This window comes from Flavobacterium sp. FlaQc-28, assembly GCF_044007415.1.
GTDB lineage: Bacteria > Bacteroidota > Bacteroidia > Flavobacteriales > Flavobacteriaceae > Flavobacterium.
This window is the reverse complement of the sequence record NZ_JBIPCM010000008.1, coordinates 218,409-230,676: the sequence shown is the minus strand read 5'-3', so window position 1 is coordinate 230,676 and position 12,268 is coordinate 218,409. Positions and strand designations below refer to the sequence as shown.

The following is a 12,268-nucleotide window of genomic DNA, read 5'->3' as shown; positions in this document are numbered from 1 at the left end:
TTTGCTAAACTACCGAATTAATTTTATATAAGAAATATTATTACGCAAAATTGCAGATAGTTAAGGAACTGCTGAATAAAAAAAAATCTTCATAAGTATTTAACTTACAAAGATTTATTTATTTTATTATCTCTTTTTTTTAATTAAAAAGGAACATCGCTGTCATCATCATCGTCATTCAAATTACTGCCAAAAGCTTCATTTGCAGAAGGCAAATTTTTCGTAATAAACGGATTATCATCATGGTTCATTTTTGATGGTAAATCATCATAGCCTCCTGAAAAATCATCAAGATTATCAAATTTTCCTAGGTGTCCTATAAATTTCAATCGAATGTTTTCAATACCACCATTACGGTGTTTCGCGATCATAATTTCAGCCTGACCTGCTGTTGGCGAAGCTTCATCATCATCCCATTCTTCGATTTTGTAATATTCTGGTCGGTATAAAAACGAAACAATATCAGCATCCTGCTCAATAGCTCCAGATTCACGAAGATCCGATAGTAACGGACGCTTACTTGATCCACGCGTTTCAACAGCACGCGACAACTGAGAAAGTGCAATTACAGGAACATTTAACTCTTTTGCTAAGGCTTTTAAGTTTCGGGAAATTGTCGAAATTTCCTGCTCACGATTTCCTCCTCCTTTATTATTCCCTCCTGCAGTCATCAATTGCAAATAATCAATGATTATAATTTTGATACTATGCTGCGAAACTAAACGACGGCATTTTGCACGTAAATCGAATATCGAAAGTGATGGTGTATCGTCAATAAACAATGGAGCTTTTTCTAAATCTTTTACTTTTGTACTCAGCTGTTCCCATTCGTGTTTTTCTAATTTTCCTGTTCTTAATTTTTCAGAAGACAATCCTGTTTCAGAGGAAATAAGCCTCGTAATCAACTGAACTGATGCCATCTCCAGAGAAAACAAAGCTACCCCATGTCCATATTGAATAGCGATATTTCTTGCCATTGAAAGTACAAAGGCAGTTTTTCCCATCGCAGGTCTCGCTGCAATAATAATTAAATCGCTGGGCTGCCATCCAGAAGTTAGTTTATCTAGATTATGAAAACCAGTTTCAACACCACTCAAACCTTCTTTACCAGCAATTTCCTCAATTTTTTTCTTGGCTTGTAAAACCAAACTCTGCGCAGTTTCAGAACTACGTTTGATATTTCCTTGTGTAACTTCGTACAATTTTGATTCAGCTTTATCCAGCAAATCAAATACGTCTGTACTTTCATCATATGATTCTTCGATAATTTCAGACGAAATTCGAATCAAACTTCTTTGAATGAATTTTTGAAGAATAATACGAGAGTGAAATTCGATATGGGCAGAAGACGCAATCTTTTGAGTAAGCTGAATTAAATAAAAATCTCCGCCAGCTATTTCTAATTTTCCATTTTTCTTTAATTGACTTGAAACCGTCAACAAATCTATTGGCTGCGTTTCTGTAAAAAGCTGCAAAATTGCCTCAAAAATATGTTTGTGTGATTCTTTGTAAAAAGCATCAGGCTGCAAAATATCAATTACATCATCAACCCCTTTTTTATCGATCATCATCGCCCCAAGAACAGCCTCTTCCATCTCTATTACTTGTGGAGGTAATTTACCTTTCTCCAGATTAATAATAGTGGTTTTATCGACTTTTATAGGGTTTACGTTTTTGAAATTTTCCATATAGCGAAAGTAACACAATTTAAAAAAAAATTGCTATCGAGTTATAACTATTGTGTGTTTATAAATAAGTTTATTTTGTTGATAACCAAAAAAAAATCCGAAACCGCAGGGCTTCGGATTTAAAATAATATTTTATGAATTTACTCTTTAAACTCGCCCATATTGCTGTATTTGTCCATTCTTTGGGCAATTAGCTTAGCTGTTGATAAGTCTTTCAATTCGTTATATCCTTTGGTAATATATTCCGCAACGGTTTTAAAAGTAGTTTCTCTGTCGTAGTGTGCCCCGCCAAGTGGTTCAGGAATAACATCATCAACTAATTTTTGTTTTTTCATATCAGATGAAGTCAATTTCAAAGCTTCAGCAGCACGTTCTTTGTACTCCCAGCTTTTCCACAAAATAGAAGAACATGATTCTGGTGAAATTACAGAATACCACGTGTTTTCTAACATATAAACTTTGTCTCCAACACCAATTCCTAAAGCACCTCCAGAAGCACCTTCACCAACAATAATTGTGATAATTGGCACTTGTAAACGAACCATTTCGAAAATGTTTCTTGCAATAGCCTCACCTTGCCCGCGTTCTTCAGCTTCAAGTCCTGGATAAGCACCCGGAGTATCTACTAAAGTTACAACTGGAATCCCAAATTTCTCTGCCATTTTCATTAAACGCAAAGCTTTACGGTATCCTTCAGGGTTTGCCATACCAAAATTACGATACTGACGTGTTTTAGTATTTGTTCCTTTTTGCTGACCAATGATCATATACGACTGTCCGTTTATTTTACCAAGACCGCCAACCATTGCTTTATCATCTTTAAAGTTTCTGTCTCCATGAAGCTCTAAAAAAGTATCACCGCAAATTGCTCTAATATAATCTAAAGTATAAGGCCTGTTTGGATGTCTTGACAATTGTACACGCTGCCAAGCCGTAAGGTTTTTGTATATTTCTTTCTTAGTCTCTACTAATTTCTTGTTGATTTCTTTACAAGTAGGCGTAACATCAACATCAGATTCTTTTCCAATTATAACGCACTTTTCTAACTGTTCTTCAAGTTCTTTTATTGGAAGCTCAAAATCTAAATATTCCATGGATTTTTGAATTTTGTTTTTAAATCGAACCGCAAATATAAAAATATTATATCATTGGCGTAGTTAATTGTTATTAAAGTATCAAATTGTAATTTAAAAATAAGTAAAACTTTACAGTTTTTTCTTGTTTTGGTAATGTTTAAAAACGCCGTTTAAAATAACTGTAATTACAATTATCAAAGCGCCAATATAAAATTCTGTACTCATTTTTTCTTTTCCGCCAAGAATAAAATAAGCCAGCATAATTCCGTAAACAGGTTCTAAATTAGTCGTTAACATTACTGTATAAGGCGTTAATCGCTGCATCACTTTCACCGAAGCTGTAAACGCATAAGCCGTGCAAACAGAAGCTAAAACCAATAATAAAACCCAATTATTTAATGACATCACAAAAAAATCAGTATTGAATTTTCCTAAAACCAAAAAATAAATTGTGATAAAAAAAACTCCAGCACCAAATTCATAAAATGTAATTAAAGATGGTTCATGATCTGATATAAGTTTACCATTCATCAAAGTGAATAAAACTCCTAGAATTATTGATATTAAAGCATAATAAACTCCCGTCAGGTACTTTATTTCTACTTGAAGAATCAAGGCTAAACCTGCGATAATAACTAATCCAAAGAAAACCTCATACCACAAAATTTTGCGCCCGTAAAAAAGCGGCTCTAATAAAGAAGCAAAAAAAGCTCCGAGCGAAAAAATAGACAGGGTTATTGAAACATTAGAGACATGAATCGCTTTGAAGAAAAAAATCCAGTGAAGCGCTATCAATAATCCAACAAAAATGAGTTTTGCAAAAGATTGAGCAGATATAGCAAAAGACTGTTTTTTGTAGACAATAAATCCGCCAAGAAAAATTCCCGCTATCAACATTCTAAACCAAACTAAATTTTCGGCGTCAATCGTAATTAAAGCACCCAAAATAGCAGTAAAACCCCAGATAAAAACAATTAAATGAAGATTTAAGTAACTTTTTAAATTATCGTTTCGCATTACGTAATAAGTACACTGCTAAAATTCCAAAAACAATATTTGGAAACCAAACAGCTAAAAATGGTGAGAAAGTAGATTTTTCAGCAAGTGTCCCAAATATTTTATCAAAAAACACAAATGAAAAAGCAATCGCAATACCAATCGCTAAATTTGTTCCCATACCACCTCGACGTTTCATAGAAGAAACCGCAACCGCAATAATGGTTAAGATAAAAGCCGAAACCGGCACACTGTATTTTTTATAAAGAACTACTAAATAGGTATTAATATTACCCGAACCTCTCTTCTTCTCTTTATCAATAAAGTCGATTAACTTGCCCAAAGTAAGCGTTTCCGCTATGTATACAACAGGAGTTAAATCAGCAAGTTCAAATTTAAACTTGACATTCTTTTCGGGAACCTTTTCAATTACATCATTCAATTCGCCTAAAGTTCTTTTTGTATAGTCATACAAAATATATGTTTTCAATTTTGGATCCCACTTAATACGACTTGCAGTAATTTTATAGGTTAACTTCTCTTTTTCAAAGTGTTCTAATGTAAAATTAAATGCTGTTTTTGTTTCCTCATTAAAACTATTTACAAAGATAAAATCATGATCATTTATCTGTCTGTAAACATTTGTATTTTCACCCCGCATAAGTTCTTTACCATTTCCTTTAAGATAAGTGTATCTAAAATTATTATAGCCTTCACTCGCAGCCGGAACAATGAAAAACCCCATTAATAAAACAAAAATAGAAACAATTGTAGCGCCAATAATATAAGGACGCAAGAATCTCGTATATGAAATACCCGAACTTAAAATCGCAATAATTTCTGTATTATTTGCCAGTTTTGATGTAAACCAAATAACTGACAAAAACAAGAATATCGGAAATAAGGAATTTATAAAATAAATAGTAAAATTGTAATAATAGAGCGCAATATCCATAAACGGAATCTTGTTTTCCAGCATCTTATTAACTTTCTCAGATACATCAATTACGATTCCGATTGGCGCAAACAAAAGCAGCATCACAGAAAAAGTTCCAAGGTATCTTTTTAAGATGTATTTATCTATTATTGTTAACATATAAATTTTGTTTCAAATTTAAAAACTTCAGGTTTCATGTTTCAAATTTCAGATTACTATTGGCAACTTGAAACTTGAAACTAATAAAACTTGAAGCTCTTTTTTTATAGTCTTTGACTCATATTTTTAACCATCATTTCTTTCCATAGTCTAAAATCGCCAGCTAAGATATGTTTTCTAGCTTCACGAACCAACCACATATAAAAACCAAGATTATGAATCGTTGCAATTTGTTTTCCTAAATACTCGTTGGCTGCAAATAAGTGACGTAAATATGCTTTTGAGTATTCTGTATCTACAAAAGTATGTCCCATTTCGTCGATAGGAGAAAAATCAGCCTCCCACTTTTTGTTTTTAATATTGATTGTTCCATTTGCAGTAAACAACATTCCGTTTCTTGCATTACGCGTAGGCATAACACAATCAAACATATCAATACCTAAAGCAATATTTTCTAATATATTTATAGGAGTTCCAACACCCATTAAATATCTTGGCTTATCTTCTGGAAGTATTTCGCAAACTACTTCAGTCATTGCGTACATTTCCTCGGCAGGTTCTCCAACTGACAATCCGCCAATTGCATTTCCTTGCTGTCCTGCGTTTGCAATATATTCTGCAGACTGACGACGTAAATCTTTATATGTACTTCCTTGAACAATAGGAAAAAACGTTTGTTCGTAACCGTATTTGTAAGGCACTTTTTCTAAATGATTGATACAACGATCTAACCAACGGTGCGTCATGTGCATAGAACGCTGCGCATATCTATAGTCACAAGGATAAGGCGTACACTCGTCAAAAGCCATAATAATATCGGCTCCAATTGTACGCTGAATTTCCATTACATTTTCTGGCGTAAAAAAGTGATATGAACCATCTATATGAGATTTAAACTTTACTCCTTCTTCCTTAATTTTTCTATTTGAAGAAAGAGAATACACTTGATACCCTCCAGAATCAGTTAAAATATTACGATCCCAATTCATGAATTTATGCAATCCACCAGCTTTTTCAAGAATTTCTGTCTGCGGGCGCAAATACAAGTGATATGTATTTCCAAGAATAATATCTGGATTAATATCCTCTTTCAATTCACGCTGATGTACTCCTTTTACAGAAGCCACCGTTCCAACAGGCATAAAAATAGGCGTTTCTATTACGCCGTGATCAGTAGTTATACTTCCCGCTCTTGCTTTAGACTGCGGATCTTTTTGTAATAAATCGAACTTCATTTGTTTCTTTTTTCAGTCGGCAAAGATAAGCTAATTTCAGGGAAATTTAATTAATTCGATAATTTGTCAATTATAAAATTGAGTTAATTCCAAAACATTATAAAACCTAAACTCCAGAAATTTTTAAATTTGAATAAAATCAATTAAATGAACTTAGCTCAAAAACTTGGATATTCAAAAAATGCCAAACTATTAATTATTCACGCCGATGATGCTGGATTATCACATTCAGAAAATCAAGCAACGATAAAAGCTCTCCAAAACGGATCTGTAAACTCTTATAGCATAATGGTTCCTTGTCCGTGGTTTTTTGAAATGGCAACTTTCGCTAAAGAAAATCCAAATTATGACTGTGGAATTCATTTGACTTTGACTTGCGAATGGGAAAATTACAAATTCGGCCCAATTCTTCCTGTATCTGAAGTTTCAAGTTTAGTCGATCAAAACGGTTACTTTTACAAAACAAGAAAAGATTTCAAGAACAATGCAAAACTTTCTGAAATTAAAAAGGAACTTACCGCCCAAATTGAAAGAGCTTTGCTATTTGGCATTCAACCAACGCATCTCGATTCACATATGTGCAGTATTGGTGTAACTCCAGAAATTTTAGAAATTTATAAAGAACTAGGAAGAACCTACAATTTACCTGTTTTCATCAATAAAGGTTTTGTCGAATCCATTAGCCTGTCTGATGAAAAATATGATTTTACAAATACTCTTTTAGCCGACAATCTTCTAATTGGATATTACACCGATTTCGAAAAAGGAGAACTTCGAAAATCATACGAAGAAGCTTTAGACAATGTAATTCCGGGATTCAATGTTTTCTTGCTTCACCCCGCTTTTGATGATTTTGAAATGCAGGGCATTACAATTAATCATCCTAATTTTGGATCAGAATGGCGCCAAATTGACTTTGATTTTTTTACCAGCGATGAATGTAAATTAAAGCTTAAAGAAAACAATATTCAATTAGTCACATGGAAAGAGATTAGCAAAACCATATAAGTTTATTGACTTTTACTCATTATAAAAACATCTCTATCTGCATTGATAATTTGATACAATATCTGCAGGAATTTTCTATTTCATACAATATCTGGATAAAAGCGGCATAATTTAACAATTGCGGCAAACTAAAGCAAAAAATCATTTGTCAGCCCGCAAAATAAAAATTACTTTTGCTCCAGTTTAACTTTTACATATAAAATGAAGCCTAACACACAACAATTAAGCGATTTAACGATCCAAGTAAGAAGAGACATTCTTAGAATGGTACATGCTGTCAACTCAGGTCACCCAGGTGGTTCATTAGGTTGTACTGAATTTTTGGTAACTCTATACCAAAATATTATGGATCGTAAAGAAGGTTTTGACATGGATGGAATTGGAGAAGACATCTTCTTTTTATCAAACGGTCACATTTCGCCAGTATTTTACAGCGTTTTAGCACGAAGCGGTTATTTCCCTGTTTCAGAACTTGCTACTTTCAGATTATTAAACTCTCGTTTACAAGGACACCCAACAACTCACGAAGGATTACCTGGAGTACGTATGGCTTCTGGATCATTAGGACAAGGTTTATCTGTAGCTCTTGGTGCTGCTCAGGCTAAAAAATTAAATAACGACAATCATTTAATCTATACTCTTCACGGAGACGGAGAATTACAAGAAGGTCAAAACTGGGAAGCTATCATGTATGCTTCTGCTAAAAAAGTGGACAACCTTATTGCAACAATCGACGTTAACGGAAAACAAATTGACGGAACAACTGATGAAGTTCTAGCAATGGGAAGTCTTCGTGCTAAATTTGAAGCTTTTGACTGGGACGTTCTTGAAATTAAAGAAGGAAACAATATTGACGCAATTATCGCTGGCTTAACTGATGCTAAATCTAGAACAGGAAAAGGAAAACCAGTTTGTATTTTATTACATACAGAAATGGGTAACGGGGTTGACTTTATGATGCACACACATGCTTGGCATGGAAAAGCACCAAACAATGATCAATTGGCAAGTGCTTTAGCTCAAAACATTTCAACTTTAGCAGACTATTAAAAAAAAGCTTTAAGCAGTAAGTATTAAGTCATAAGTCTAATACATACAGCCTATTGCATATAGCAAAAAACAAAAATGAAAAAATACGAAAATACAGGAAGTAAAGATACTCGTTCTGGTTTTGGAGCGGGAATGACTGAATTAGGTCAGAAAAACGAGAACGTTGTGGCACTATGTGCCGATTTAATTGGATCATTAAAATTTGATGATTTCAAGAAAAATCACCCTGAGCGTTTTTTCCAAATTGGAATCGCAGAAGCTAACATGATCGGAATCGCTGCTGGTTTAACAATTGGAGGTAAAATTCCATTTACAGGAACTTTCGCTAACTTCTCAACAGGAAGAGTTTACGATCAAATTCGTCAATCTGTTGCTTACTCTGATAAAAATGTAAAAATCTGTGCATCTCACGCTGGTTTAACATTAGGAGAAGACGGAGCAACTCACCAAATTTTAGAAGATATTGGATTAATGAAAATGCTGCCAGGAATGACTGTAATCAATACTTGCGATTACAACCAGACTAAAGCTGCTACTATTGCATTAGCAGATCACCACGGCCCAGCTTACTTACGTTTCGGCCGCCCAGTTGTAGCTAACTTTACTCCTGCTGACGAGCCATTTGTAATTGGAAAAGCAATTTTATTAAACGAAGGAACTGATGTAACAATTGTTGCAACAGGACACTTAGTTTGGGAAGCTCTTATTGCCGCTGAAGCTTTAGAAGCAAAAGGAATCTCTGCAGAAGTAATCAACATTCACACAATCAAACCTCTTGACGAAGAAGCAATTCTTAAATCGGTTGCTAAAACAAAATGTATAGTTACTGCCGAAGAGCACAACTACCTTGGAGGTCTTGGAGAAAGCATTTCAGGAGTATTAGCTTTAAACAACCCTACTCCGCAAGAATTTGTAGCCGTACAAGATAGTTTTGGTGAATCTGGAACTCCAGAGCAATTAATGGAAAAATACAAACTAAACAATCAAGCAATTGTTGAAGCTGTAGAAAGAGTTATCAAAAGAAAATAATTTCAATTTTCTTACTTTATAAAAAAAACCTCGAAATATAAATTTCGAGGTTTTTTTTATACACTTGTTACAGATTTAATGCCTTTAACATTCTACGTTTTTATCTAAACAAATTCTTGCTCTTAGACTCACTTTAAATTCTTCAGTAAGTTTTCTAGGAATATTATTAACCGAAACAACAATCCTCAACTCCATTAAATATAAAAGAAAACCTCGAAATGTAAATTTCGAGGTTTTCTTTTTTTCATTGTAACAAATCTAATTCTTTTGATAAGGATAAGTTTTATCTAAATGAATTCTTAACCTTGGATTTGCTTTATAATCGTCTTCAATAAATTTTCTAGGATTATTAATTGATTCTGGTTTCGAAGGATCTGTAAGCGCTCCAGTAGGTCTTCTCGGTATACCATAAAGTTCAGTTTCATCTACATTTGGTGTCGCAGGATTATCCCCAATTGGATCCCAAGGGTAATATTTACTTATACCTGTATTAGGAGCATCAGCAGGTTTTGTTACTTCAAATCTAGTACTAAAACCATCTCCATCATCATCAAGATCTAAGAAATCAGAAATCCCATCACCATCTGTATCATCAGCAAAATTAGCTGGAGGATTTGGAGATCTTACTTTATCTCTTAAATCATACAGATAACCACTACCTTTAAGATCTTCCAAATAATCAGGAACACCATCCCCTACAGTAACTGTTGTACCATTTGACATAGTTGTGTATTCATGATCCAATCTCTGAAGATCATATAATTTAAAACTAAAAACTAATGGAGCATAAGTTGGTATTGTTCCCGAAGTAGGCGGACTAGCATAATAGCCAAGTCCCGAAGGCAAAAACATAACCCCTGCCCCATAATTTTCATACGTAACAACGCCTTGATCAGAAGTTTTTGAAGTCCCAGTTTTAAACTGAGGAAAAATTTCGCCCCAACCATCTATAACAGGCTGCGTCTTATACACATATAATTCAAAATCTCTTGCAAGCCCATAAGAATTATCAAAAACAGTCCCATTTAATAAACTACCTCTATAAGCTGCAGAAATTTTATCAGTATTACACGGTGATTCACCAGTTCCTTTTCTTAAAGTTAAATAATAAACAGTGTAGTTAACATCACGATTATAAACTGGTCTAGTCTGTAATGGGTAGTCTTTCTGATCCCAAATAGACGTTTGAGTTCCTCCCGCCGGAATCTTCTTGATTGTAATATCCAAATCAGGCGTTACATTTTCAATATAATTAGTCTTTAAATATTTAATAATAGAATCATTATCCGCTTTATACTGCTCAGCATAATCTCTTACGGGCACCACCACCACATCCTCATCATCGTCCTTTTTAGAGCAGGAAACCAAAGAAATACCTGCAAGCAATAAAATAAAATAATATTTAAATTTGTTCATTATTGTCATTTTTTTAGGTGCGCAAGATACAATATTGATTTATTTTTGTAAAGAATTTAACTTTGATTTTAGAAAAATTATGCGAATAGATAAATACCTGTGGTGTGTTCGGTATTACAAAACCAGAAATATGGTAACCGAAGCCTGCAAAAAGAACCATATTACTGTAAATGGGCAGGTTGCAAAGCCTTCTAAAGAGGTTTTTCCTACCGACCGAATTACCTTTAGAAAGGATCAAATTACTCAAATTATAACCGTACTTGATATTCCTGAAAATCGTGTTGGAGCAAAACTAGTCGATATATATCGTAAAAACGAAACTCCGCCCGAAGCTTATGCTCATCTTGAATTATTAAAACTTTCGAAAGAGCATTATCGAAAAAGCGGTACGGGAAGACCAACCAAAAAAGACCGAAGAGATATTGACGAATATGGAAATGACATTATTGATGAAGACGATGAAAATTAAATTCTAAATCATCAAAAAATCAAAACCTCAACATTGGAATTTAAAATTTGTAATTTAGCCAAAAAATTAAATCATGAGCAACAACATCATCTTAACCAATCAGGAAATCGAACACAAAATAAAACGTATCGCTTATCAAATCTACGAGACATTTGTTGATGAGAACGAAGTTGTTATTGCCGGAATCGCATCAAACGGATCTATTTTTGCTCAAAAAATTGCTTCAGCTTTAAGTGAAATTTCAACACTAAAAGTTTCTCTTTGCGAAGTTAAGATCAACAAACAAAATCCGCAATTACCCATTCATACATCTTTACCAAAAGAAGATTACGAAAACAAAGGATTAGTATTAGTTGATGACGTTTTAAATTCAGGCACAACTTTAATATATGCTGTTCGCCACTTTTTAGACGTTCCATTAAAAAAATTCAAAACAGCTGTCTTAGTTGATCGTAATCATAAAAAGTATCCTGTAAAAGCAGACTTCAAAGGTATATCCCTATCTACTTCTTTATTAGAGCACGTTCAGGTTGTTTTTGACGAAAGTAATGGCGATTCAGCCTTTTTAAGCTAGAATCTTCAAAATATCCTCAACAGTTTCTTCGACAGTTTTATCATCAACCACAACCTTAAATTGCGCGTGGTTGTAGTAAAAACTTCTGTCGAACAAATGTTTTGCGATAAACTCTTTCATTTCCTCCTCATTCATATCTGCTATCAAAGGGCGTTTACTCTTATTATGTACTAATCTATTATATAAAGTATCAATAGACGCCTTTAGATAAACTGAAACAAGATCCTCATTTTGCAATAATAAATGATTATTAGCATAACAAGGAGTCCCTCCACCCAAACCTATAATATAATTTTCTGGAGATTGCAGCAATTCTAAGAACATTTGATGCTCTAATTTTCGAAAATAAATTTCTCCATGCTGCTCAAAAATGTCTTTTATCGACAAATTTGCTTTTTTTTCGATGCAAACATCCAAATCTAAAAACGGAATTTCAGTAATTTTTGATAAGTTTTGAGCAATTGTTGACTTTCCGCAACCCATATATCCTAATAATACAATCTTTTTCATTTTAATAATAACCTATAAATTAAGGCGTTGTAAATTTTGATTAAAAAAAGACAAATTTATAATAAAAATGCTTGCAAATAATAAAATAAACTCCTTATATTTGCACCCGCATTCAAGGAAA

The 12,268-nt window shown here is 33.5% G+C and carries 12 protein-coding genes; 5 read left to right on the top strand and 7 right to left on the bottom strand.

Annotated elements, in window-relative coordinates:
- Positions 1-143: 143 nt before the first annotated feature.
- The 5 genes from dnaB to tgt all read right to left on the bottom strand — a co-directional run bounded on the left by dnaB (position 144) and on the right by tgt (position 6,091).
- Positions 144-1,688: a replicative DNA helicase gene (gene dnaB, locus ACHRVL_RS19225; RefSeq protein ID WP_089054216.1), complete on the bottom strand. Its 1,545-nt coding sequence runs from the start codon at positions 1,686-1,688 to the stop codon at positions 144-146.
- 140 nt (positions 1,689-1,828) lie between these two features.
- Positions 1,829-2,782: an acetyl-CoA carboxylase carboxyltransferase subunit alpha gene (locus ACHRVL_RS19220; RefSeq protein WP_395414970.1), complete on the bottom strand. Its 954-nt coding sequence runs from the start codon at positions 2,780-2,782 to the stop codon at positions 1,829-1,831.
- 111 nt (positions 2,783-2,893) lie between these two features.
- Complete coding sequence (locus tag ACHRVL_RS19215; protein ID WP_395414969.1) at positions 2,894-3,781, bottom strand: DMT family transporter; 888 nt, start codon at positions 3,779-3,781, stop codon at positions 2,894-2,896.
- Positions 3,768-4,856 (bottom strand): LptF/LptG family permease, encoded by a 1,089-nt coding sequence (locus ACHRVL_RS19210; protein ID WP_089054213.1) that lies wholly within the window; start codon positions 4,854-4,856, stop codon positions 3,768-3,770. Before ACHRVL_RS19210 ends, ACHRVL_RS19215 begins: the two co-directional genes overlap by 14 nt.
- A gap of 104 nt (positions 4,857-4,960) precedes the next feature.
- The gene (gene tgt, locus ACHRVL_RS19205) at positions 4,961-6,091 is read right to left on the bottom strand and encodes a tRNA guanosine(34) transglycosylase Tgt (protein ID WP_395414968.1); all 1,131 of its coding nucleotides are present in this window, start codon (positions 6,089-6,091) and stop codon (positions 4,961-4,963) included.
- A 147-nt stretch (positions 6,092-6,238) separates the two neighbouring features.
- Here tgt and ACHRVL_RS19200 point away from each other — a divergent pair, with 147 nt between their 5' ends.
- The 3 genes from ACHRVL_RS19200 to ACHRVL_RS19190 all read left to right on the top strand — a co-directional run bounded on the left by ACHRVL_RS19200 (position 6,239) and on the right by ACHRVL_RS19190 (position 9,178).
- Positions 6,239-7,099 (top strand): polysaccharide deacetylase family protein, encoded by an 861-nt coding sequence (locus ACHRVL_RS19200; protein WP_395414967.1) that lies wholly within the window; start codon positions 6,239-6,241, stop codon positions 7,097-7,099.
- A gap of 201 nt (positions 7,100-7,300) precedes the next feature.
- Positions 7,301-8,149 (top strand): transketolase, encoded by an 849-nt coding sequence (locus ACHRVL_RS19195; RefSeq protein ID WP_089054210.1) that lies wholly within the window; start codon positions 7,301-7,303, stop codon positions 8,147-8,149.
- Positions 8,150-8,224: 75 nt separating this feature from the next.
- Positions 8,225-9,178, top strand: coding sequence for a transketolase family protein (locus ACHRVL_RS19190; protein WP_089054235.1), 954 nt, complete (start codon positions 8,225-8,227; stop codon positions 9,176-9,178).
- Positions 9,179-9,436: 258 nt separating this feature from the next.
- On the opposite strand, the gene ACHRVL_RS19185 is transcribed toward ACHRVL_RS19190, so the two are convergent.
- Entirely contained in the window at positions 9,437-10,594 is a 1,158-nt protein-coding gene (locus tag ACHRVL_RS19185; RefSeq protein ID WP_395414966.1) for an FKBP-type peptidyl-prolyl cis-trans isomerase, read from the bottom strand.
- 79 nt (positions 10,595-10,673) lie between these two features.
- Here ACHRVL_RS19185 and ACHRVL_RS19180 point away from each other — a divergent pair, with 79 nt between their 5' ends.
- Complete coding sequence (locus ACHRVL_RS19180) at positions 10,674-11,063, top strand: RNA-binding S4 domain-containing protein (protein ID WP_129025724.1); 390 nt, start codon at positions 10,674-10,676, stop codon at positions 11,061-11,063.
- Positions 11,064-11,136: 73 nt separating this feature from the next.
- Positions 11,137-11,637, top strand: a complete 501-nt coding sequence (locus ACHRVL_RS19175; RefSeq protein ID WP_089054206.1) for a phosphoribosyltransferase family protein — start codon at positions 11,137-11,139, stop codon at positions 11,635-11,637.
- Here ACHRVL_RS19175 and ACHRVL_RS19170 read toward each other — a convergent pair.
- Positions 11,629-12,147: a shikimate kinase gene (locus ACHRVL_RS19170; protein WP_395414965.1), complete on the bottom strand. Its 519-nt coding sequence runs from the start codon at positions 12,145-12,147 to the stop codon at positions 11,629-11,631. The genes ACHRVL_RS19175 and ACHRVL_RS19170 overlap by 9 nt on opposite strands.
- Positions 12,148-12,268 lie beyond the last annotated feature (121 nt).

Bases quoted from the DNA above. Each gene is read 5' to 3' on its own strand.
- dnaB (WP_089054216.1), bottom strand. From the start codon at position 1,688: ATGGAAAATTTCAAAAACGTAAACCCTATAAAAGTCGATAAAACCACT.
- ACHRVL_RS19220 (WP_395414970.1), bottom strand. From the start codon at position 2,782: ATGGAATATTTAGATTTTGAGCTTCCAATAAAAGAACTTGAAGAACAG.
- ACHRVL_RS19215 (WP_395414969.1), bottom strand. From the start codon at position 3,781: ATGCGAAACGATAATTTAAAAAGTTACTTAAATCTTCATTTAATTGTT.
- ACHRVL_RS19210 (WP_089054213.1), bottom strand. From the start codon at position 4,856: ATGTTAACAATAATAGATAAATACATCTTAAAAAGATACCTTGGAACT.
- tgt (WP_395414968.1), bottom strand. From the start codon at position 6,091: ATGAAGTTCGATTTATTACAAAAAGATCCGCAGTCTAAAGCAAGAGCG.
- ACHRVL_RS19200 (WP_395414967.1), top strand. From the start codon at position 6,239: ATGAACTTAGCTCAAAAACTTGGATATTCAAAAAATGCCAAACTATTA.
- ACHRVL_RS19195 (WP_089054210.1), top strand. From the start codon at position 7,301: ATGAAGCCTAACACACAACAATTAAGCGATTTAACGATCCAAGTAAGA.
- ACHRVL_RS19190 (WP_089054235.1), top strand. From the start codon at position 8,225: ATGAAAAAATACGAAAATACAGGAAGTAAAGATACTCGTTCTGGTTTT.
- ACHRVL_RS19185 (WP_395414966.1), bottom strand. From the start codon at position 10,594: ATGAACAAATTTAAATATTATTTTATTTTATTGCTTGCAGGTATTTCT.
- ACHRVL_RS19180 (WP_129025724.1), top strand. From the start codon at position 10,674: ATGCGAATAGATAAATACCTGTGGTGTGTTCGGTATTACAAAACCAGA.
- ACHRVL_RS19175 (WP_089054206.1), top strand. From the start codon at position 11,137: ATGAGCAACAACATCATCTTAACCAATCAGGAAATCGAACACAAAATA.
- ACHRVL_RS19170 (WP_395414965.1), bottom strand. From the start codon at position 12,147: ATGAAAAAGATTGTATTATTAGGATATATGGGTTGCGGAAAGTCAACA.